This is a genomic window from Pseudochelatococcus sp. G4_1912 (genome assembly GCF_047501465.1).
In the GTDB taxonomy this organism is placed as follows: domain Bacteria; phylum Pseudomonadota; class Alphaproteobacteria; order Rhizobiales; family Beijerinckiaceae; genus Pseudochelatococcus.
This window is the reverse complement of the sequence record NZ_JAZDRL010000001.1, coordinates 362,286-383,648: the sequence shown is the minus strand read 5'-3', so window position 1 is coordinate 383,648 and position 21,363 is coordinate 362,286. Positions and strand designations below refer to the sequence as shown.

Here is a 21,363-nt window from a genome sequence, read left to right as displayed (position 1 = left end):
TTATCGTCAAGACGACACCCCTAACGTGCGAATAGCAGCCATCCACCGGTTGTGACTGTAAACATGTTGCCCTCATAGCACGTTGGCGCCTAAGAACAGAGTGAAAACGTACTAGGCCTGATTCCGTGGAGACTGAAGCTAATGCGCAATGACAATGCCCCCCTTATCCGTCTCGAAGATTATCGCCCTACCGATTATCTGATCGATACGGTTGATCTCACCATCAAGTTGCATCCCACGGCAACGACTGTCATTTCCAGACTTGCGCTTCGTCCCAATCCAGAGGGGCAGGCAGGCGCATCATTGGCGCTTGATGGTGATGAGCTGAACTTTGCCTCCATTAGCCTCAACGGCACGCAGCTTGCAGCAAATGCCTACACCGCAAGCCCGCAGCAACTCGTGCTGCATCATCCGCCGCAGGAGGCGTTTACGCTGTCTATCGAGACCAGCATCAACCCAACAGCAAACACCAAGCTTATGGGCCTCTATCGTTCCAGCGGCACTTACTGCACACAGTGCGAGGCTGATGGCTTCCGCCGCATCACATATTTTCTCGACAGACCGGACGTGCTCTCTGTCTATACCACCCGCATCGAGGCTGATGTCGACACACCATTGCTTCTTGGCAATGGCAATTTGCGCGAAACAGGCGCGCTCGATTCCGGACGTCACTTTGCAGTGTGGGACGATCCCTTCCCGAAGCCCTGCTACCTCTTTGCCATTGTTGGCGGCGATCTCGACAAGGTAGAGGACATCTTCACCACGGTCAGCGGACGCAAGGTAACGGTTGCGGTCTATGTTGAACGCGGCAAGCGCGAACGCGCCTGGTATGCGCTGGACTCGCTTCAGCGTTCAATGCATTGGGATGAAACCGTGTTTGGGCGCGAATATGACCTTGATGTCTTCAATGTCGTGGCCGTGTCGGACTTCAACATGGGGGCCATGGAAAACAAGGGCCTGAATGTTTTCAACGACAAGTATGTGCTAGCCAGCGAAGATACAGCCACCGATGGCGACTATGCCAACATCGAAGCAGTGATTGCGCACGAGTACTTCCACAACTGGACCGGCAACCGCATCACCTGCCGCGACTGGTTCCAGCTCTGCCTCAAGGAAGGGCTGACAGTCTTTCGCGACCAGGAGTTTTCGTCTGATGAACGCTCCCGTCCTGTCAAACGCATTTCTGATGTGCGCACGCTACGTTCAGCGCAATTTCCGGAAGATGGCGGCCCGCTAGCGCATCCTGTGCGCCCACGCGCCTATAAGGAAATCAACAATTTCTACACAGCAACCGTCTATGAAAAGGGCGCCGAGCTGATCCGGGTGCTCAAAATCCTGATTGGCCCTGATAATTTCCGTCGCGGTATGGACCTCTACTTTGACCGTTACGACGGCACCGCAGCGACAATCGAACAATTCATCGCAAGCTTTGCGGAAGCAAGTGGCAGTGATCTTGCAGCATTTTCACAATGGTATGAGCAAGCCGGTACGCCTCGCGTAACCGCGCGAGGCGTATATGATGCAGCAGCCAAAACCTATTGCCTCACGCTCTCCCAAACCACTGCGCCAACACCAGGCCAGGCAGAAAAGCAGCCGATGGTCATTCCGGTTGCGCTTGGGCTTATTGGTGAGAGCGGGCGCGAGCTTGCACTGGAAACGGCGGATAACACTGTCGAAAATGGCGTCCTCATTCTGGATACGCCAGAGCGCAGCGTGACCTTCACCAACGTAACAGAGCGTCCGGTGCCTTCGCTCCTGCGTGGCTTTTCTGCGCCGGTCACGCTCGATATCGATCTTTCTGACGATGATCTGCTGGTGCTATTTGCTCACGATACCGATGCATTTAATCAATGGCAGGCAGCGCAGACTATAGCCTCGCGTATTATTATCCGCGCGGTTGAACAAGTGCGCGCAGGTAAACCGGCTGAGGTGCCCGCCAAGCTCGCTGAAGCGCTAGATCGTTTCCTTGATGCCCACGCCCAACGCGATCCAGCTTTCGCTGCACAGGTGCTGTCATTGCCGGGTGAGGCTGATATCGCACGCGAAATCGGCGAAAACATCGACCCTGACGCCATCCACGCAGCACGGAAAGCTGTGCGTCAAAGCTTGGGGCGCGCGCTGGCTGACAAGCTGGCAGAGCTCTATGCAAGCCTTACCATCAATGCCCCATTTAGCCCGGATGCGACACAAGCCGGGCAGCGTGCACTGCGCAATGCAGTGCTCGATCTCTTGACAACCGGCGACGCATTCCGCGGTGAAGCTTTGGCACGCGCACAATTTGATGCTGCAAATAACATGACTGAACGGCTTGGCGCGCTCGCCACTTTGGCGCATGTGCCGGGAGAAGCCCGCGAGACAGCCCTCGCCGCTTTCGCAGAGCGCTATAAAGATGATCCGCTAGTGCTCGATAAGTGGTTCGCGCTTCAAGCATCTATCCCCGAGACGAGCACTCTTGAGCGCGTTAAGGGATTGCTTAATCACCCGGCGTTTTCGCTATCGAATCCCAACCGCACTCGGGCACTTATTGGCAGCTTTGCCATGGCGAACGCCACCCAGTTCGCACGTGCTGACGGTGCCGGATTTGCGTTCCTTGCGGATATGATCATTAGCCTCGACTCCACCAATCCGCAGGTAGCGTCACGCCTCTCGACTGCCTTTAGAACATGGAAAACGTTGGAGCCAACCCGTCGCGCGCAGGCAGAGGCCGCCTTACGCCGTATTGCGGCCAAGTCACCGCTATCGCCAGACGTGGCAGATATCGTTAATCGCTCGCTGGCTTAATAAAACAATTGGCGGGGAAGCATTCACTTCCCTGCCAATGACCTCTCTAAATTGCCATCTGATGTGCTGCAACAATTGGGTCTTAAGATAGCGGCGCGGATGCAATTTCTGCAGCACCAACCCCTACTGTATCGACCAGCGTAGTTTTCTCGCGGGCAAGAGATGCCAGCAAGCCTTGCTTGATATCCTTGACCAAGCTCGGCCCCTTATAAACCAATGCAGAATAAAGCTGCACCAGCGTCGCGCCTGCGCGAATTTTCTGCCATGCAGCTTCCGGCGAATCCACACCACCTACGCCTACAATGGGGAAGGCGCCTTCAACACGCAGGAACGTCTGCGCCAATATGCGCGTTGCCAATGGGAACAGCGGCCGCCCTGACAGCCCCCCCATCTCACCCACATGGCGAACATCAACAAGCGCAGGCCGGCTGATGGTCGTGTTCGAGACAATCATGCCATCAATGCCGCGGTTGCGCGCTACACCCACGATTGCATCCAGCTCTTGCAACGATACATCCGGAGAGATTTTCAGCAGCAGCGGACGGCGCGGATATGTTTCCGCGGTCATATCACGCGCTTCAATGCACCGTGCGATCAGATCATCCAACGCAGCTTCTTGTTGCAGGTCCCGCAAACCGGGCGTGTTGGGCGATGAAACGTTCAGCGTAAAATAGCTGGCAACACCCGCAAATGTTTTTATACCAGTGACATAATCAGCTGCACGATCCATCGTATCCTTGTTAGCGCCAATGTTGACACCAACCACTCCCGGACGGCCAGCGCGCGCCTCAAGACGCTCAAGCGCTGCAGCATGCCCCTGATTATTGAAGCTCAAACGATTGATCACCGCCTCATCGCGAACCAGACGGAAAATACGTGGACGCGCATTACCTGGCTGTGAAAGAGGCGTCAGTGTGCCCACCTCTGCAAACCCAAATCCGGCAGACAGAATGGTATCAGGGACTTCAGCGTTTTTATCAAAGCCTGCCGCCAACCCCACCGGATTGGGGAACTTCAATCCGAATGCCTCAACATGCAGCGCGGCATCATCAGGCGCAGATGGCGACAGCCGCGCTGCCGAGAGCGTGCGAATAGTCAGGCGGTGCGCAGTCTCCGCATCTAGTGCAAACAGGAATGGACGAATCAGCCGCTCAAGACCCCGCATCAGGTATTCTCCCGTATCGACGCTACTACGCCACCTCAAGTATCATTTTTTATGTTTTCAGACCCAACAAAAACAAACTTAGCATTTCGTCATAAGCATCAGAAAAAACCAGAATTTATTCCCATTGACCAGAAAATCGCGACATCCCTACCAGTAAAGTGCGCAGGGAATGCGTTGCGCGATGTGCCAAAATGAGATAATCCTATACCTAAGAACCGTGTCCTAACCCCTAGCCTGAAGGTGGCGTTTCATGATGCTATCTCATGACCAGATCTGGTCAGCTCTCGACGCTTTTGCGGCGCGGAGTGGTTTGACGCCATCGGGGCTGGCACGTAAAGCCGGTCTCGACCCGACAGCATTTAACCGCTCCAAACGGACTGCCGCTGACGGCCGTCCGCGTTGGCCATCGACAGAATCCATCGCCAAGGTACTGGATGCGACAGGCGCATCTCTGGACGAGTTCATGGCATTGATTGCCCGGCACGGCAAGTACAAGCCTACACGCAATTTACCGCTAATTGGCTTTGCACAAGCTGGCAAAGGCGGCTTCTTTGATGATGGCGGCTTTCCTGTTGGTGGATCATGGGACGAAGTTGCCTTTCCGGAGATCAGCGAAGATAAAGTATTCGCCCTTGAAATTGCAGGCGAATCCATGCAACCGGTCTACCGTGACGGGGATGTGATTATCGTATCGCCCACAGCTTCACTACGCCGAGGGGATCGCGTGGTTGTGCGCACTGTTGAGGGCGAAGTGATGGCCAAGGAACTGAAACGCCGCACAGCAAAAACGGTTGAGCTACGCTCGCTCAATCCTGACCATGAGGACCGTATGTTTAACGAACAGGACATTGCCTGGATTGCGCGCATTATCTGGGCAAGCCAGTGAAGGTTCTTGCATCGTTTGAACGGGAGCTTGCACTAAGCGCGCAAGGGGTTCAGTGCATTGTAGGAATTGATGAAGTCGGGCGCGGTCCCATTGCAGGCCCGGTTGTGGCCGCAGCAGTTGTGCTTAATCCGCTTGCTGTGCCAGTGGGACTTGCTGATTCCAAGCAAATTTCAGAACGCACCCGACATCAGCTCTATGGCGAAATTCTCGCCAGCGCCCACGTTGGCATCGCTTGCGTCTCTGCCAGGGAAATTGACCGCATTAACATCCGCCAAGCAACGCTTGCGGCTATGTCCCGTGCGTTTCATGCCCTGCCATTATCAGAGCTGCCCGTAAAAACCTTTGCGCTTGTTGATGGCAATGACCCTCCGCCTTTGCCTTGCACGGTTGAGACAATTATCAAGGGTGATGCTCACATTGCCTCAATCGCAGCTGCATCCATTGTTGCGAAGGTCACCCGCGACCGGATCATGCAACGGCTTTGTGCAACTTATCCAGCATATGGGTTCAGCCGCCATGTCGGCTATCCAACGCCGGCGCATAAGGCAGCTTTAATGGAACATGGCCCCTGCCCGTTCCATCGCTTCAGCTTCGCACCTTTACGCTTAAATGGTTGATCCTCTCGCCATGATGGCCTGCAAATGGCAATCTGCTTCGCCTTTCGAGCATTGCCATTGCCAGCACACCATGACGTGAAGCGCATATATCCTTCGAGATTCGAACCAAAGGTTTCGTTTCCGGGATAATATTGATAAAAATCTCAGAGCATTTCCAGCACGTGTTCAGCGCCAGCAACTTGCACCTGCCCCGCAGCCTCTTCAATGACCAGCGTTTCTATAACGCCATCATCCACTACCATGGCATAGCGCTGCGAGCGCGGACCAAGGCCGAAGCCAGAACCATCGAACAGCAGGCCGGTCGCGCGGGCAAAATCGGCACTTCCATCTGAAAGAAACTCAATAGCACCTTCAGCACCTAATGCCTTCGACCACGCTTCAAGCACGAATGCGTCATTCACACTGGTAATGGCCACTGCATCAATACCCTTTGCCTTGAAGGCATCGATATTGGCAATATAGCCGGGCGCATGATTACGATGGCAGGTAGGTGTAAAAGCACCGGGAACGCCAACGAGCAGCAACCGACGCCCCTTGAATATATCGTCCGTCGTGCGAGGGGTCGGCCCATCGGCGGTTAGAACGCGGAAAGTGGTCTGTGGCAGGCGATCCCCAACAGCGACAGTCATAACGTCATCCCTTTATGTAAACTTAAGCACGAGAGTGGCGACGATATCATCGGTTTAAGTCACCATTCAATGGCGGAAATGCCTGTGTCCCGTGAATACCATTGCAAGTCCGGCATCGTCGGCTGCACGAATAACCTCATCGTCGCGAACGGAGCCTCCTGGCTGGATCACCGCCGTCGCTCCAGCTGCAGCGGCTGCCAGCAACCCATCAGCGAAGGGAAAGAATGCATCAGAAGCAACGACTGCACCCTTGGCAAAGCTTTCCACCGCCCCGGCAGCAGTGGCTGCTTCCTGCGCCTTCCACGCAGCAATGCGGGATGAATCCACCCGGCTCATTTGGCCAGCACCAATACCCACCGTCGCACCATCGCGTGCGTAGACAATAGCGTTTGATTTCACGTGCTTGGCAACCCTGAAAGCAAAGCGCAGATCTGCAAGTTCTGCTTCAGTTGGTGCGCGGCGCGTTACGACACGCAGATCCATATCATCAACAACAGCATTATCACGCCCTTGCACAAGAAAACCGCCGGCAACCGTGCGCACACCAAGCCCCTGGCCGCGCGGATCCGGCAAACCGCCAGCAAGCAGCAACCGTAAATTCTTTTTCGCTGCTACAATAGCAATCGCTTCCTCTGTGGCATCAGGTGCAATGATCACCTCGGTGAAAATCGTAACGATCTTGCGCGCAGCATCTGCATCCAGCGTACGGTTGAGCGCGACGATGCCTCCAAAAGCCGATACGGAATCGCACAGCAGCGCCTTCTCATAAGCTTCGGCCAGCGTAGCGCCTTCCGCCACACCACACGGATTGGCATGCTTGACGATGACGACCGCAGCTGTACGGTTGGCATCGAACTCTGCAACCGCTTCATAAGCTGCATCGGTATCATTAATGTTGTTGTAAGAAAGCTGTTTACCCTGCAGCTGACGTGCTGTTGCAACGCCTGGACGTTGCTCGCCTGAAGCATAGAAAGCAGCTGCCTGGTGCGGGTTCTCACCATAACGCAGATCAAGACCACGCTTGCCCCCAAAGGCGCGGAAATCAGGCGTTTCAATCTTTTCAACCGCTGCGAACCAGTTCGATACAGCCGCATCATAGGCACCCGTACGCGCATATGCCTTTTGAGCCAGCCGCCTGCGCAAAGCAAGGGTTGTTGCGCCATCATAGGCATTCAGCTCATCGAGCAACGCATCGTAATCATTAGGCTCAACAATCACCGCAACATCGGCATGATTCTTGGCAGCAGCGCGAATCATTGCCGGGCCACCAATATCGATGTTTTCGATGCAATCATCGAACAAGCCACCGCGCGCAACAGTCTCCTCAAACGGATAAAGGTTCACCACCACAAGGTCGATAGGCGTAATGCCGTGGGCAAGCATCGCAGCCTGATGTTCTGGATTGCCACGTATTGCCAGAATGCCGCCATGTACAGCCGGATGCAGTGTTTTAACGCGTCCGTCCATCATTTCAGGAAACTGGGTTACATCGGCAACATCTTTTGCCGGTAGGCCTGCATCAACCAGCGCCTTGTACGTGCCCCCGGTTGAAACGAGCTCTATACCACGTGCGGCCAGCGCGCTGGCAAAACCGATGAGGCCGGACTTGTCGGAAACCGACAGCAAGGCACGCGTGATAACTTTGCGATCGTGGAGCGACGGAACTTCAAGAGACATGGCAGGTCCAACTCGAGAATAAGGCGCGTATCCGACATCAACCGGACGAGCAGTGAATCCGCATTAATGCGTGCCTAGACCATTTTCAACTTTCAAGGAATTGAAAAATGGCACGCTTACAAACGAAAGAAGCGCCAGCGTAGTTGCCGGACTTCGGTTGGGTTAACATAGACAACGATCTGTTCACCCCGCCGCGCCCCATCTGTTGCGGCCAGGAATGCGCTTTCCTCAATCGCCAGCTCGCCCTGCTCTACCTCAAAAGACCACCCCTGCCCATCCGGCAGCAATAACAGCACACTATACCCATCTTGCGAACGGCTCGTACGCACCAGCGGATGCAAATGAAAGCGGATCGTAGCAACGAGCCCTGACGGTGGCTCATCAACTGCAATGAAGGCATCTTCACCATCTACGGCACCATGTTCGCCATCAAGACGCCAACGGCGCTGATGTATCAACCCGAAGCGCTCTCGATAGCCATCATGTGCTGCGCCTAATGTCTGGATAGAAGCCTCGCTTGCTCCGCGATTAACTTCAACATGCTCCACCCCACCAATGATCGGTGAGCCTAACCAGCGCCCCAAACGCCGGTCGAATCGGGAAAATGGCGTATCCCCCTTATCAGCACCAGCAAACAGACATGATGATGCTTCACCAATTGTCACTGTCGAGTGCGCAGCCGTCGAACGGGCAGCGAGTAACGGAATGGCGCTCCCCTGACGAGGCGCGCCACAATTAACAACAAGCCGCGCGCGGCCAATGCTCAACTCAAATGCCAGACAACTTGCATGCGCATGCGTAGAGTTCATCGGCAGCGGTGGACGGCCGACATCAGCAATCAACACTATTTCGCCGGAATCAAGCCGCTCATAACCGGAATGAGGCGCATGCTGGATGGCCCGCGATCGCGTATCATCATAGGCGAGCAATGTTGCAATCAGGTCAACCTGCGTGCACCCCATGCCATTAAAGAGCGCAAGCGAACCCTCTCCATGACGGAACATGCGCAGCATTGGCATCATACGATCGATAGCGCCGAGTAACTGCGGTGGCGGCGAAACACCTCGCGCAGCATATACCTGTCGTAATGGCAGAAGCTCCGTCAGCAGATTAACCAGCACTTGCGGATTTCGGCTAATATGGCCTCCATCGGGCAGGATCTGTCGGGCCAGCTCATCGCCCAATTGCTTACTGACATTGCGCTGAAGCCAGCCAAGATTATCCAGGCAGAGGCCAGCCATCGCCAAGGCAATAAGCGCAAGCAGCTTATCCTCACCTTGCAGCTCAACCCCAACCTGCCCCGATAATTGCCTGACACCACGCGCCAGCGCCCGCATGAAACGTCGATAGAATGCATGATCTGCCCCCTCCAGTACCAAGGGGGCCTGGCTGAGGAAAACAAGCAATCGTCGTGCTGCGATCACAGGGCGCACGGCAATGCCGCTACGATCAAGCCGATCCATCAGAAAATCGTCAACAAGCGCGCGCGCATTAGCCCGCGCCAATGCCGAATCGGCAGCACCCAGATGGCGCAGCCATGAGAAACTCGCAAGCGCTTCCGCCCAAGCCTCCGACGGTGGCATGACCTCAAAGGGCGAGCGGCCCCTACAATCAACACTCTGGCCTGCGAGCGAAAAATATCCTGCATAGATATCGGCTGCTTCGGTCGGATCAGTCGTGCGTAAATCTTGTGGCGCGATAACGACACGTTCGGATGATCGACGACGCAAAGATGAAAGCATTTCAATACTATACCAGGCAACGCCATAGAGTCGCCGCCCTGCCTCAGCAAGCGCAAGTCCATAAAGTCGCCACCGGTATTGGTCTGCACCCACGACGTTAATCAGTCCTTTCCGCCAGCCAGCTGATCCGCGTCAACTCAGCGATGGCTCCCTGGATATCCATGCTAATTCAGGCGCATGCCCATCCGGGAGCCTGATATTACTGCCCCGATCATGGACGATAAGCGCAAAAAGTTAACTGAACTGTACAGCTCAGTTAACACTCCCCGCATTTTTGTAACATTGGACAGTGCTGTAAGTTTCATCTTGACAAAATCACCCGACAGTGGTGCAGATATCTCGCTTGGGATGATATTGTTATTGTTTCATCAGCGCGCACCCATAAGGCAACAGGCGGATAGTCCGTGATGGCTCTCGTGAATATTAAAAAAACGAAAACCATCCCTGCGGTCACGACGATTACGTCGAAGACACGCTGATCCCTGCGCTCGTTCCCGGACCTCTCTCCCCGTGGCACGAGAGAGAGCAGATGCTGAAGCAGCATCGCAATCCGGGAGAGATTGAACAGGAGATATCGTAGAATGGGTTTCAAGATCGCCGTGGTTGGCGCCACCGGTAACGTGGGCCGTGAAATCCTCGACATTCTTGCCGAGCGCGCATTTCCCGTGAGCGAAGTCGTTGCACTCGCATCGCGTCGCAGCATGGGCCAAGAGGTGTCTTTCGGCGACAAGACGCTGAAGACCAAAGATCTCGCTAACTACGATTTTTCCGACACCGATATCTGTCTGATGTCAGCAGGTGGTGACGTAGCGCGCGAATGGGCGCCCAAAATTGCTGCTGCCGGTACCGTTGTTATCGATAACTCATCTGCCTGGCGCTATGATCTCGACGTGCCATTGATCGTGCCGGAAGTGAATGCCGATGCGATCAAGGGCTTCTCCAAAAAGAACATCATTGCCAACCCCAACTGCTCCACCGCACAGCTTGTGGTCGCGCTGAAGCCGTTGCACGATGCAGCAAAGATCAAGCGCGTTGTCGTTTCGACCTACCAGTCAGTCTCGGGGGCAGGCAAGGAAGCGATGGACGAACTGTTCTCGCAGACCCGCTCGATCTTCACCACTGGCGAGGCCAAGGCTGGCAAATTCACCAAGCGCATTGCCTTCAATGTCATCCCACACATTGATGTGTTTATGGAGGATGGCTACACGAAGGAAGAGTGGAAGATGATGGCCGAGACGAAGAAGATTCTTGATCCATCCATCAAACTCACCGCAACGGCTGTGCGCGTGCCGGTGTTCCTATCACACTCCGAGTCAGTGAACGTGGAGTTTGAAAACCCCATTACCCCTGAGCAAGCGCGCGATATTCTTCGTCAGGCTCCCGGTTGTCTTGTCATCGATAAACGTGAAGATGGCGGGTATATCACGCCTCATGAAGCTGCAGGCGAAGATGCAACTTACATCTCCCGCATTCGCGAGGATGCTACGGTTGAAAATGGCCTCGCATTCTGGGTCGTGTCGGATAACCTGCGGAAAGGCGCCGCTCTCAATGCAGTTCAAATCGCCGAGGCGCTGGTCAACCGCAAACTGATCAGCCCACGCCAGCAAGCTGCGTAGCGTTGTTTACGCCCTCAATTCACCTCTGGTAAGAAAAAATAAAAATGCGCCGTCTCACAACGGCGCATTTTTTATGGATTTAAAAATTAGCGAATACCACCTTGAAAGTTCGGATCAGACGGATATGCGGGTCAACACCTCAAAAGTTGCGACCACTTGCTCGTAGACCTGCCGTTTGAATGGCACGATAAGTTCCGGCAAACGCTTCGCATCCTCCCAGCGCCAGCCACTGAATTCGGGCTTGGATTCCCCACCACCGGGATTGAGTACATCGATTTCGGATTCATCACCCATAAAGCGCATGGCAAACCATTTCTGCTTTTGGCCGCGATACTTACCCTTGAGAGCGATGCCAATCTGATCTTCCGGTAAATCGTATGTCAACCATTCAGGTGTCTGGGCAAGCACTTTCAGTGAACTGACATTGGTTTCTTCAAACAACTCGCGGCGCGCAGCCTCCAGGGCATCTTCACCATCATCGATACCACCTTGCGGCATCTGCCACGTATATCCCTGCGGTGCAACACCTTCAGAATTATCCTCCTGACGGCGATTACCTACAAATACACGTCCCTCACGGTTAAGCAGCATGATGCCGACGCATGGGCGATAGGGCAAATCTTCCGCCCTCACCTTTTTGCGAAAGCTAACTACTTTGCCCGTCATCCCTCATCCTAACATCAATTATTGCCATGCTGAGCACTACCCATGCGTGGGTAACATTATTATTTCAACTTCAATAGTCTGGGATTACTTAGGCGTATCCTTACCCTTGGATTTGCCCGCATCGCCTTTTTTCTCGGCAACATTTGCGGCTGATTCTGTTTTCTTATCCGTGCTCTCATCTGCTTTTTTGGCAACAAGAGCTGGGTTGGCAATGCCACGCAGCAAATCATAAGCCGCATTCAGCTGCGTATCGAGCGCAGGATCTGTTGGCACATAAGCAGATGAGCCGGGAGAATCCTTATCCTTGGCAGCCTCGCTCTGATTAGCAGCATCTTCAGATGCAGATTCGTCTGCATTCTTCAAATGGCCACGCAAACCAACCTCGCCCTTGATCTGATCCTTACCTTTGAGATCATCTGGAATGACCTCCTCGATAATGAAATCAGGCTCAATGCCCTTCGCCTGAATAGAACGGCCTGACGGCGTGTAGTAACGCGCGGTTGTAAGGCGCAATGCACCATTCTGACCAAGGGGGATGATTGTCTGCACCGATCCCTTACCGAACGAGCGCGTGCCAATCAGCTTTGCACGCTGGTGATCCTGCAAGGCACCCGCAACAATTTCCGAAGCCGAAGCCGAGCCACCATTGATGAGCACGACAACCGGTTTGCCCTTCGTGATATCGCCCGCACGAGCGTTAAAGCGTTGTGATTCGTCAAGATTGCGCCCACGCGTCGAGACAATCTCTCCGCGATCAAGGAAAGCATCAGACACCAGCACCGCCTGATCCAGCAGACCACCGGGGTTGTTGCGCAGATCAATAACAAAGCCTTTCAGCTTATCGCCAGGAATCTCTTTGGTGAGCTTTTCAATAGCGCTGTTCAGATTATCGAATGTCTGTTCGTTAAACTGGGAAATGCGCAAATAGCCAATGTCACCCTTGTTCTCAAAACGAACCGAGCGAATGCGGATAATGTCGCGTTTCAGGGTAACGTCAAATGGTTCGGTCTTGCCAGAGCGCTGAATCTTCAGCTTCACCTCAGAATCGACCGCGCCGCGCATCTTCTCGACCGCCTGATTGATGGTCAGCCCCTGCACTTGATCGCCATCAATAGCCACGATCAAATCGTTAGCCTGCAATCCAGCGCGTGCGGCAGGTGTATCATCGATGGGGCTGACGATCTTCACCAGACCATCTTCCATCGTTACTTCGATACCGAGACCACCAAAGGAACCCCGCGTCTGCACCTGCATATCGCGGTAGCTCTTGGCATCCATATAACTCGAATGCGGATCAAGCGAGGACAGCATGCCAGACACGGCAGATTCAACGAGCTTGCTCTCATCCGGCTTTTCAACATAGTCGCTACGGACCTTGTCGAAAACATCACCAAACAGGGTCAGCTGCCGATACGTATCGACGGAAGCGGCAATAGCGCTGGTGCTGGAGAAAAGCCGCGACTGTGTACCCACAATCGTCACGCCCGCGCCAATCAGTGCACCTATCATAACCAGAGAAAACTTGCGCATCATCCGCGAACCTTTTCGCTTTTTGCCTTCGCCCACCACGGAGCAGGATCGATTGATCCGCCGTCCTTGCGAAACTCAATATATAGTATGGGGCCTGTAGCGCCACCCGCAAGGCCGCCACCCACAAGTCCGTTTGCCGCATATGCACTTGTACCCGACGATACACCCTTGCCCATAATGGCAACAGGTTCTCCCGCAAGCACAAACTGTCCCAAAGTCACATTTATGCGTTCCATCCCAGCTAGCAGAATATAATATCCCTCACCAGCATTGATGATCAAGAGCTGCCCGAACGATCGAAATGGACCAGAGTAAACAACCCATCCATCCGTAGGTGACGCAATGACAGCTTCGTCACGCGCGACGACAGAAATGCCTTGCGTTGTACCACCGAACCCATCAGACGCACCGAATCCGCGCACGATGTCACCGCGAACAGGAAATGGCAATAATCCCTGCGCTTTAGCAAAAGAAACCTTAGGCTCAAGGCGCGCCGGATCGCCGAATGGTGCTGCAGCAAGCCTGTCATCAACCGCTTTATCACGCTGGCGAGAAGCCGCCTCTGCTTCATCAGCGGCCCTACGAGCAGAAGCGATATCCTGCTCCATGCTGCTGATCAAATCCTTGAGATTATCACTTTTGCTGGCAAGATCTGCCACTTGCGCCTGCTCAACCGCATCCGTTTTTTCGACTTCCGCGATGCGGCGCTGACGCTCCTCTATGAGCGCAGACAAGCGATCCTGCTCGCCATGTAACGTTGTGATATCCTTATTCAGCGCTTCCCGATCAATAGCGATTTGCTTGCGAAGCCGCGCAAGCTCTGCCAGATCAGAGGCTAATGCCTCCGCCTCAGCACGTAATTCAGGCACAACTGCCCCCAGCAAGATGGAACTACGCACAGCTTGCAAAACGTCTTCGGGCTCAACAAGCACTGCTGGCGGTGGATGCCGGCCCATGCGCTGAAGCGCTGCAAGCACCTCAGCAATCACATCGCGACGGCTTTCAAGTGAGCGGCGAATGGCCTGCTCGCTACCATCAAGCGTTGTCAGGCGCTGTTCAATAGCTGATACGCGATCTTCAGCCGCACCAATGCGTTGGGTGGTCTCGATCAGGATGCTGTTCAGCTGCGCCCGATCCGCATTTAATCCCTCAATCTCAGCCCGCAGCGCCTCACGCCGCGCCGCGCGCGCGGCCAGATCAGCCTCAACGGCTTCCAGCTCCTGGCGGCGCTGATTGCGGCTAGCCTCGGTTTCAGCCCATGGTTGCGTGGTTTGTGGCTGCCCAGGTGTCTCGGCAGGAGCAGCCTGCTGCGCAAGCGCACTCCCGCCTGATAGCATTATGGCAACAAGCATCGCCGCGCTAGCCATCTGACTGCACGTCGACATAAGAACTGCAAGCTTCAACGAAAAAGGCATCAGCTTTCTTGCACCAACCCCGCCATACCTGCACCATTGGCACGCCGGAAAGCCGGACGTCAAACGCGATGATAAGGATGGCGAGCGAGAATCGTCAGGGAACGGTATACTTGCTCGAGCACAAGCGCACGCACAATTTGGTGAGGCATAGTCATTGCGCCAAAGGATAACACCAGCGCTGCCGCCTCGCGCACGCTGACATCAAGGCCATCCGGGCCGCCGATAATCAGATTGATACCCGCTTCACCGCTATCACGCCACGTGGAAAACCTGTGGGCAACATGTTCACTGGTAAGGCTTGCGCCACGTTCATCGAAAACAATAACTGGCCCCGGACCACAACGAGCAATTAACGCCTTAGCCTCTTCAGCCTTGCGCTGGTCTGCGTTGCGCGCACTGCTCTCGGGGAGTTCTGCCAGATCAACGGTGCCGAAGCCTAATGAACGCGCCAGCGGACCAGAACGCTCGTGATACCGCTCACACAGCGCCTTTTCGGGGCCAGCCTTCAGCCGCCCCACCGACAGCACTAGAATACGCACACCAATCAGCCGTCGATCTGCTCTTTAGGGCGGTCCGCACTCCAGATCTTTTCAAGATTGTAGAACCCACGCACTTCAGGGCGAAAAACATGGACGATAATATCGCCAACGTCGATCAGCACCCAGTCACATGCTGGCACGCCTTCAATACGGATCGGGCCAAAACCCGCCTGCTTGAGAGCCCCTACAACTTTATCGGCAATAGCACCGACGTGCCTATCCGATCGGCCTGAAGCGACGAACATCGTATCTGCAATCGACGTTCTGCCGATCAGATCGATTTCGACGATTTCCTCCGCCTTCATCTCTTCAAGCTGGAAGCGCGCGATACGCGCAGCCTCATTCACAGCAGCCACTGCTGCTCCCTCACCAGACGTGTCCGAAGCGTCGTTTGTCTGTGTGAGCGGCGCTTTGCCTGCGCCGTATTCCGAAAACTGGCTCAGAGCCCGTCCCTCATCGTATAGAAGCGCCCCATTGCGCTTCATTTTGCCGAAGATAATCGCACATTTTACACGCTTCAACGACCATCATTATTTAATCAGCTGAATCAGGCGGGAAAATGGAAAACAATTGTATATCCTTCAATGAAAATAGGAAACCGGAGCTTATTTTTCATTTTTTGCGGCAGCGCGCAGCATCGTAGAAGACAAATGAGAGCGCGGACCATGCAAAAACACCCATGCAGGCCGCGAAGCGCCAGCCAACAAACTTGCATGACTCTCTGCGATTCGGTGTTGTGAGAGCACTATGGCTGCTCGTGAGTGCGCCGCCTTCAAGGTAGAACCTGGCCTATCGATAACTGCAAGCGGCACAAGATCGGCAATGGCCCGCCAATGCTGCCAGCGGTGAAAGCCTGCCAGATTATCCGCACCCATAAGCCAGACGAAATCGACCTGCGGACATCGGCGTTTCAAATATGCGATTGTGTCATAGGTAAAATGCGTATCGATATCCGCTTCAAAGCCAGTCACATCAATCCGCGGGTGGTCCGCGAGCGCCTGTGCTGCAGCCATGCGCTCATTTAATGATGGCAGCGCCGTGTTATCTTTCAATGGATTACCGGGGGTTACAATCCACCATACCCGATCAAGCTGTAAACGCTTAAGCGCTATCAGGCTAGCCAATCTATGGCCCGCATGCGGTGGATTGAACGACCCCCCTAAGAGCCCGATCCGTAATCTCGGTGCATGGGGCGGCAAAGCCGGGACAGGCGATCTCATAACACGCCTCCCACCGAAAGCAGTGCCCACACCCCCAGCATAATGGCTTGAGAGGAAATGTCTTTCTGCCCCATGGAACCAAAAGCGCAGATCAAGGCCGCGTCTGCCCGTTCCCATGAATGCGATATTTGAACGATGTCAGCTGCTCAACACCCACTGGTCCACGCGCATGCATGCGTCCCGTTGCAATGCCGATTTCTGCGCCAAAGCCAAACTCACCACCATCAGCAAACTGGGTCGAGGCATTATGCGCCACAATCGCGGAATCCACCTCACGCTGAAAGCGCGCAGCTGCTTCCTTATCCTGCGTTATGATGGAATCAGTATGATGCGACCCATAGGTTTCGATGTGATCTATCGCTGCCGTCAAATCATCCACCACCCGCACCGAAATGATCGCATCCTCATATTCCGTGCTCCAATCTTCTTCTGTCGCAACTTTCACGCGCGGATCGACGCCCTGCGTCGATGCATCGCCCCGCACCTCGCAGCCAGCTTCCAGCAGCGCAATGACAAGCGGTGCCAAATGGGTGCCTTCCGCCGCCTTATCTATGAGCAATGTTTCTGCTGCTCCACAAATTCCTGTACGACGCAGCTTGGCATTCAGCACGACTTTACGTGCCATGTCGATATCAGCTGCGTGGTGAACAAACACATGGCAAATACCATCAAGATGCGCGAACACCGGCACACGCGCTTCTGCTTGCACGCGCGCCACAAGCCCCTTGCCGCCCCGCGGAACGATCACATCGATATTGCCATCGAGCCCGCCGAGAAGTAGCCCGACCGCCTCACGATCACGCACCGGTACAAGCTGCACTGCATCAGCCGGCAAGCCTGCGCTTTCAAGGCCTGAACGGATAGCTGCCACCAGCCGTGTTGCTGAACGGAAGCTCTCGGATCCCGCCCGCAGAACAGCAGCATTACCTGCCTTGACGCAAAGCGAACCCGCATCAGCTGTAACATTTGGCCTGGATTCAAAAATCACCCCGATAACGCCCAATGGCACGGCAACGCGCTCAATGATCAAGCCATTGGGGCGCTCGAAAGTCGCCAGCACCCGCCCAACCGGATCGGGTAAATCTGCAACAAGTTCAACAGCCTGCGCAATAGCTTCCACTCGCGCTGGTGTTAGCTGCAAACGATCAATGAATGCCTCAATCCGTCCGCCAGTACGGGCCTCAGCGACATCTTCGGCATTGGCGGCCAAAATGGCTTCTACATCATCGCGAATGGCCTGAGCTGCGCTTTTAAGCGCTTGCCTGCGTTGATCATCAGAAGTCAGCGCCAGTGTACGCGCGGCCTTACGGGCGCGGCGCCCGATGTCCACCATTAATGTCTCAAGCGGAATGCCTGCATCAGCGCGAGTGTCTGAAACCTGCGCCCCACCAGCTAAACTCGCCATGGTGTCATCCTCCTGAAGGCAATCGGCCTCTTTCTTCATTGCTACGAACAGTGTCTGCAGGGTCAAGCTGCAAGCAGGGGTTACACGTTGTCTTTGACACCAATTTCAAAATCATCATGCGCGAAGAGCACCAGATCATCTCTATGCACCATCGTGGCCCGCCCCCCATGGCCAAGTATCTGCTCGATATCTTGTGTAGCATGACCGGCAATCATCGCGGCTTCGTCGGCATCATAGCCAATAAGACCTCTTCCGATCTCCCGCCCATCCTGGTCACGAACAGAGACAGCATCGCCCCGATGGAAATTCCCTTCAAGCCGTTTAACACCAGCGGGCAGCAAACTAGCCCCCCGGCGCAGCGCCCGCTCCGCACCCGCATCCACGTGCAACACGCCAAGTGGCTGCAACGTTCCGGCAATCCATTTTTTACGTGCAGTCACCGGATTTGAAGGAGACAGAAACCAGGTGCAAAGCCCACCATTCATCACAGCGCCGAGCGGACTATCCACACGGCCATCCGTAATCATCATGCACGCGCCACCAGCAGTTGCGATTTTACCCGCCTCAACTTTGGTACGCATACCCCCGCGCGAAAGCTCGGATGCCGCTCCCCCTGCCATCGCCTCAATTTCAGGCGTGATTTTGGCAACCATCGGAATATGACGTGCATGAGGATTGCCGCCTGGTGGTGCAGTGTACAGGCCATCGACATCTGAAAGCAGTATCAACAAATCCGCCCCCACCATTGTGGCAACGCGCGCGGCTAGGCGATCATTATCACCATAACGGATTTCGCTTGTAGCGACTGAATCATTCTCATTGATAATCGGAATAGCCTTCAGCTCAAGCAACTTGCCGATAGTGGCGCGCGCATGCAGATAGCGACGGCGCTTTTCCGTATCCGAGAAAGTGAGCAGTATCTGCCCCGCGATGATTTCATGTACTGCCAGCGCTTCAGTCCAGCGGCGCGCCAGAGCAATCTGCCCGACGGCCGCCGCTGCCTGGCTTTCTTCAAGCTTCAGCGAACCGGGCGGAAATTGCAACACCGTGCGCCCCAGTGCAATTGCGCCCGATGAAACAACAATGACCTCTGCACCTTTTTCATGCAGACGCGCAATATCTTGCACAAGCGCTGAAAGCCAGTTGCGCTTTAAACGGCCGCGCTCGCGATCGACAAGGAGCGAAGAGCCAACCTTAATAACAATACGCCGGAACTGCCCCAGTTCAGGCACACGCAGAGACGCCGGAGAGGTAACGACAACGTCAGTCATGATGCTTGATCAACCGAAAAGAGAGCAAGGCAGAATATTTATCCGATAAGACATCCCAGGAAAGCGAAAATTACCCTCACCTGCATCACGGCTGCCATTCCGCTGGCGCGTTCTGCTCCAGCTCTTCCGCGCGTGCTCCATCGATGATTCCCATAACCTTGCGCAGCGCATCCTCAACACCTTCGCGAGATGCAGACGATAACAGCAAAGGTTTTTGCCCTGCAACAGCTGCAAGCTCAGCCACACGTTCGGCACGCGCATCAGCATCCAGAGCATCGACTTTGGATAACGCAAGCACTTCCGGCTTCTCGGAAAGCCCGCCACCATAGGCCTCAAGTTCACCACGGATCGTCTTGTAAGCTGCAGCGACATCTTCGCTGGTTGCATCAATCAGATGTAACAGCACACGGCAGCGCTCGACATGGCCAAGGAATCGATCGCCAAGCCCCGCCCCCTCATGCGCACCTTCAATAAGACCCGGAATATCAGCGAGCACAAATTCACGCTGATCAACACCAACCACGCCCAGATTTGGATGTAACGTTGTAAATGGGTAATCGGCAATCTTGGGCTTAGCCGCGCTAACAGCGGCCAAAAACGTGGATTTACCTGCATTCGGCAAACCAACAAGGCCAGCATCTGCGATAAGCTTGAGGCGCAGCCATATCCACATCTCAGTGCCTTCAAGGCCCGGATTGGCACGACGGGGAGCCTGATTGGTGGAAGACTTAAAGTACGCGTTGCCAAAGCCACCATTGCCACCACGCGCAAGGACCACGCGCTGCCCGATTTCAGTGAGATCGGCCAGAAGCGTTTCATTGTCATCAGCAAAAACCTGCGTGCCAGCTGGCACCTTTAACACAGCGTCATCACCACGGGCACCGGTACGGTTCTTACCCATTCCGTGTTGGCCGGGGCGCGCCCGGAAATGCTGCTGATAGCGATAGTCGATCAAAGTGTTGAGGCCATCAACGCATTCAACAACAACGTCGCCACCACGACCGCCATCACCGCCATTGGGCCCCCCGAACTCGATGAATTTCTCGCGCCGGAACGCCACACAGCCCGCCCCACCATTGCCGGAACTGACATATACCTTCGCCTGATCGAGAAACTTCATCGCGTTACAGAACCTGTTCAATATCGGAAAGCTGCCACCGCGCCCCCGTAAATCCAAATACCAAACCGCCGGAAACAAGTTCCGGCGGTCTTTATCAATTCATCGAAGCCATGCACGCGCATAAAGCATCGCGCTAGCTATCGCTTACCGGTTATCGCTTGCCTTCTCGACGAAACATGCCGGTTTCGTAAAAAAGTCTCAAGCCGCATAACGCCCGAAACGGCGCTCTCTTCCAAGCACAGTCTCGTAATACGGCAGCATTTTGCCGACCGGACGTGCGTACCGCAGCGTCTCACCCACAGTGGCAAAACCAAGCCGCTCTTGAACACGAGAGGAAGGCTCATCCCCGACAAACATGCCGGAAGTGATGTGAAACGCGCATGTGCGTTCAAAAAACGCGTCCACAAAGGCCTCTGCTGCTTCGCACATGAGCCCTTGCCCCCGATAAGTTTCCCCAAGCCAATAGCCCAGGCTAAACGCGCCATCCCGCGGATGCAATGCGATCATGCCGCATACTATGCCATTAAATTCAATGACGTAGGTTGCGCTAATGCCCGCCTCGTTTTCCATCTCAGCCTTTGCAAGATAAGCCTTGAGATCTGCCAATGTCTGTGGCCATGGCACGGATGCCAACCACCGTGTCACATCCCATGTCTGCAAAGCATCCAATGCAATAGCATCGTCTACAATTACCGGCCGCAGCAACAGCCGGTCTGTTCTGATTTTTTCCTTCAGCATGACCGCCGCCTTCCCGTTCTCTCCGAAACACACGCTCCCACGGAATAGTTCCATGCTTGAGTGTCGGTGAGATCTCGCGTGCATAAGCCACTTCGGTTATGCATTGCGCAAACGGGAAGATGTTTCGACCACATAGTGCCATAAAACGGCATGGCCGGAGCAAGACCCCATACGCGACCGGCATCGATCCCGACAACCTGTTGCGCAAAACCCGCAACGCGGGCAAAAGCGGCAGTGGTATTGGCGATGATGGTACGAATGGTCATCTTTCTGCTCCGATCCTAAAACCTGCGTGATTGCAGGCTAAAAATGATAAAGGGGGAATGGCATCCCATCCCCCCTTATC

19 protein-coding genes are annotated in these 21,363 nt (G+C 54.8%); 4 read left to right on the top strand and 15 right to left on the bottom strand.

The window, feature by feature from the left end:
* The first annotated feature begins 141 nt into the window (after positions 1-141).
* Positions 142-2,781, top strand: coding sequence for an aminopeptidase N (gene pepN / locus VRZ32_RS01825; protein WP_414523730.1), 2,640 nt, complete (start codon positions 142-144; stop codon positions 2,779-2,781).
* A gap of 82 nt (positions 2,782-2,863) precedes the next feature.
* On the opposite strand, the gene VRZ32_RS01820 is transcribed toward pepN, so the two are convergent.
* Positions 2,864-3,946: a quinone-dependent dihydroorotate dehydrogenase gene (locus tag VRZ32_RS01820; RefSeq protein WP_414523729.1), complete on the bottom strand. Its 1,083-nt coding sequence runs from the start codon at positions 3,944-3,946 to the stop codon at positions 2,864-2,866.
* Between the two features lie 253 nt (positions 3,947-4,199).
* Between VRZ32_RS01820 and VRZ32_RS01815 the strand changes: the two genes are divergently transcribed.
* Together VRZ32_RS01815 and VRZ32_RS01810 are read left to right on the top strand one after the other, a co-directional pair.
* A complete protein-coding gene (locus VRZ32_RS01815) occupies positions 4,200-4,832 on the top strand; it encodes a helix-turn-helix transcriptional regulator (RefSeq protein ID WP_414525006.1) in 633 nt (210 codons plus the stop codon).
* Complete coding sequence (locus tag VRZ32_RS01810) at positions 4,829-5,449, top strand: ribonuclease HII (protein ID WP_414523728.1); 621 nt, start codon at positions 4,829-4,831, stop codon at positions 5,447-5,449. The genes VRZ32_RS01815 and VRZ32_RS01810 overlap by 4 nt, the downstream gene beginning before the upstream one ends.
* 143 nt (positions 5,450-5,592) lie before the next feature.
* On the opposite strand, the gene VRZ32_RS01805 is transcribed toward VRZ32_RS01810, so the two are convergent.
* The 3 genes from VRZ32_RS01805 to VRZ32_RS01795 all read right to left on the bottom strand — a co-directional run bounded on the left by VRZ32_RS01805 (position 5,593) and on the right by VRZ32_RS01795 (position 9,590).
* Positions 5,593-6,078 (bottom strand): peroxiredoxin, encoded by a 486-nt coding sequence (locus VRZ32_RS01805; RefSeq protein ID WP_414523727.1) that lies wholly within the window; start codon positions 6,076-6,078, stop codon positions 5,593-5,595.
* Positions 6,079-6,144: 66 nt separating this feature from the next.
* Positions 6,145-7,755, bottom strand: coding sequence for a bifunctional phosphoribosylaminoimidazolecarboxamide formyltransferase/IMP cyclohydrolase (gene purH, locus VRZ32_RS01800; protein WP_414523726.1), 1,611 nt, complete (start codon positions 7,753-7,755; stop codon positions 6,145-6,147).
* Positions 7,756-7,871: 116 nt separating this feature from the next.
* On the bottom strand, positions 7,872-9,590 hold the full coding sequence (locus tag VRZ32_RS01795) for a heparinase II/III family protein (protein ID WP_414523725.1): 1,719 nt from the start codon (positions 9,588-9,590) through the stop codon (positions 7,872-7,874).
* A gap of 488 nt (positions 9,591-10,078) precedes the next feature.
* Here VRZ32_RS01795 and VRZ32_RS01790 point away from each other — a divergent pair, with 488 nt between their 5' ends.
* On the top strand, positions 10,079-11,113 hold the full coding sequence (locus VRZ32_RS01790; RefSeq protein ID WP_414523724.1) for an aspartate-semialdehyde dehydrogenase: 1,035 nt from the start codon (positions 10,079-10,081) through the stop codon (positions 11,111-11,113).
* Between the two features lie 114 nt (positions 11,114-11,227).
* On the opposite strand, the gene VRZ32_RS01785 is transcribed toward VRZ32_RS01790, so the two are convergent.
* The 11 genes from VRZ32_RS01785 to VRZ32_RS01735 all read right to left on the bottom strand — a co-directional run bounded on the left by VRZ32_RS01785 (position 11,228) and on the right by VRZ32_RS01735 (position 21,283).
* Positions 11,228-11,779, bottom strand: a complete 552-nt coding sequence (locus VRZ32_RS01785) for an RNA pyrophosphohydrolase (RefSeq protein ID WP_414523723.1) — start codon at positions 11,777-11,779, stop codon at positions 11,228-11,230.
* A gap of 84 nt (positions 11,780-11,863) precedes the next feature.
* Positions 11,864-13,309 (bottom strand): S41 family peptidase, encoded by a 1,446-nt coding sequence (locus tag VRZ32_RS01780; protein ID WP_414523722.1) that lies wholly within the window; start codon positions 13,307-13,309, stop codon positions 11,864-11,866.
* Positions 13,309-14,694: a murein hydrolase activator EnvC family protein gene (locus VRZ32_RS01775; protein WP_414523721.1), complete on the bottom strand. Its 1,386-nt coding sequence runs from the start codon at positions 14,692-14,694 to the stop codon at positions 13,309-13,311. The genes VRZ32_RS01780 and VRZ32_RS01775 overlap by 1 nt, the downstream gene beginning before the upstream one ends.
* A gap of 89 nt (positions 14,695-14,783) precedes the next feature.
* Positions 14,784-15,263 carry a 23S rRNA (pseudouridine(1915)-N(3))-methyltransferase RlmH gene (gene rlmH, locus VRZ32_RS01770; protein ID WP_414523720.1) on the bottom strand — a complete coding sequence of 160 codons (480 nt, stop codon included), beginning with the start codon at positions 15,261-15,263 and terminating at the stop codon, positions 14,784-14,786.
* 5 nt (positions 15,264-15,268) lie between these two features.
* Positions 15,269-15,784 (bottom strand): ribosome silencing factor, encoded by a 516-nt coding sequence (gene rsfS / locus VRZ32_RS01765; protein WP_414523719.1) that lies wholly within the window; start codon positions 15,782-15,784, stop codon positions 15,269-15,271.
* A gap of 84 nt (positions 15,785-15,868) precedes the next feature.
* Positions 15,869-16,483: a nicotinate-nucleotide adenylyltransferase gene (locus VRZ32_RS01760; RefSeq protein ID WP_414523718.1), complete on the bottom strand. Its 615-nt coding sequence runs from the start codon at positions 16,481-16,483 to the stop codon at positions 15,869-15,871.
* Between the two features lie 91 nt (positions 16,484-16,574).
* Positions 16,575-17,816: a glutamate-5-semialdehyde dehydrogenase gene (locus VRZ32_RS01755; protein WP_414525005.1), complete on the bottom strand. Its 1,242-nt coding sequence runs from the start codon at positions 17,814-17,816 to the stop codon at positions 16,575-16,577.
* A gap of 152 nt (positions 17,817-17,968) precedes the next feature.
* Positions 17,969-19,159: a glutamate 5-kinase gene (proB, locus tag VRZ32_RS01750; protein WP_414523717.1), complete on the bottom strand. Its 1,191-nt coding sequence runs from the start codon at positions 19,157-19,159 to the stop codon at positions 17,969-17,971.
* An 85-nt stretch (positions 19,160-19,244) separates the two neighbouring features.
* Positions 19,245-20,279, bottom strand: a complete 1,035-nt coding sequence (gene obgE, locus VRZ32_RS01745) for a GTPase ObgE (protein WP_414523716.1) — start codon at positions 20,277-20,279, stop codon at positions 19,245-19,247.
* A 198-nt stretch (positions 20,280-20,477) separates the two neighbouring features.
* Positions 20,478-21,017, bottom strand: coding sequence for a GNAT family N-acetyltransferase (locus VRZ32_RS01740; protein WP_414523715.1), 540 nt, complete (start codon positions 21,015-21,017; stop codon positions 20,478-20,480).
* Complete coding sequence (locus VRZ32_RS01735; RefSeq protein ID WP_414523714.1) at positions 21,011-21,283, bottom strand: hypothetical protein; 273 nt, start codon at positions 21,281-21,283, stop codon at positions 21,011-21,013. Before VRZ32_RS01735 ends, VRZ32_RS01740 begins: the two co-directional genes overlap by 7 nt.
* Positions 21,284-21,363 lie beyond the last annotated feature (80 nt).

Bases quoted from the DNA above. Each gene is read 5' to 3' on its own strand.
- obgE (WP_414523716.1), bottom strand. From the start codon at position 20,279: ATGAAGTTTCTCGATCAGGCGAAGGTATATGTCAGTTCCGGCAATGGT.
- VRZ32_RS01820 (WP_414523729.1), bottom strand. From the start codon at position 3,946: ATGCGGGGTCTTGAGCGGCTGATTCGTCCATTCCTGTTTGCACTAGAT.
- VRZ32_RS01790 (WP_414523724.1), top strand. From the start codon at position 10,079: ATGGGTTTCAAGATCGCCGTGGTTGGCGCCACCGGTAACGTGGGCCGT.
- VRZ32_RS01760 (WP_414523718.1), bottom strand. From the start codon at position 16,483: ATGAGATCGCCTGTCCCGGCTTTGCCGCCCCATGCACCGAGATTACGG.
- proB (WP_414523717.1), bottom strand. From the start codon at position 19,159: ATGACTGACGTTGTCGTTACCTCTCCGGCGTCTCTGCGTGTGCCTGAA.
- VRZ32_RS01755 (WP_414525005.1), bottom strand. From the start codon at position 17,816: ATGGTGGACATCGGGCGCCGCGCCCGTAAGGCCGCGCGTACACTGGCG.
- VRZ32_RS01780 (WP_414523722.1), bottom strand. From the start codon at position 13,309: ATGCGCAAGTTTTCTCTGGTTATGATAGGTGCACTGATTGGCGCGGGC.
- VRZ32_RS01785 (WP_414523723.1), bottom strand. From the start codon at position 11,779: ATGACGGGCAAAGTAGTTAGCTTTCGCAAAAAGGTGAGGGCGGAAGAT.
- VRZ32_RS01805 (WP_414523727.1), bottom strand. From the start codon at position 6,078: ATGACTGTCGCTGTTGGGGATCGCCTGCCACAGACCACTTTCCGCGTT.
- VRZ32_RS01815 (WP_414525006.1), top strand. From the start codon at position 4,200: ATGCTATCTCATGACCAGATCTGGTCAGCTCTCGACGCTTTTGCGGCG.
- pepN (WP_414523730.1), top strand. From the start codon at position 142: ATGCGCAATGACAATGCCCCCCTTATCCGTCTCGAAGATTATCGCCCT.
- VRZ32_RS01740 (WP_414523715.1), bottom strand. From the start codon at position 21,017: ATGCTGAAGGAAAAAATCAGAACAGACCGGCTGTTGCTGCGGCCGGTA.
- VRZ32_RS01775 (WP_414523721.1), bottom strand. From the start codon at position 14,694: ATGTCGACGTGCAGTCAGATGGCTAGCGCGGCGATGCTTGTTGCCATA.
- VRZ32_RS01735 (WP_414523714.1), bottom strand. From the start codon at position 21,283: ATGACCATTCGTACCATCATCGCCAATACCACTGCCGCTTTTGCCCGC.
- purH (WP_414523726.1), bottom strand. From the start codon at position 7,755: ATGTCTCTTGAAGTTCCGTCGCTCCACGATCGCAAAGTTATCACGCGT.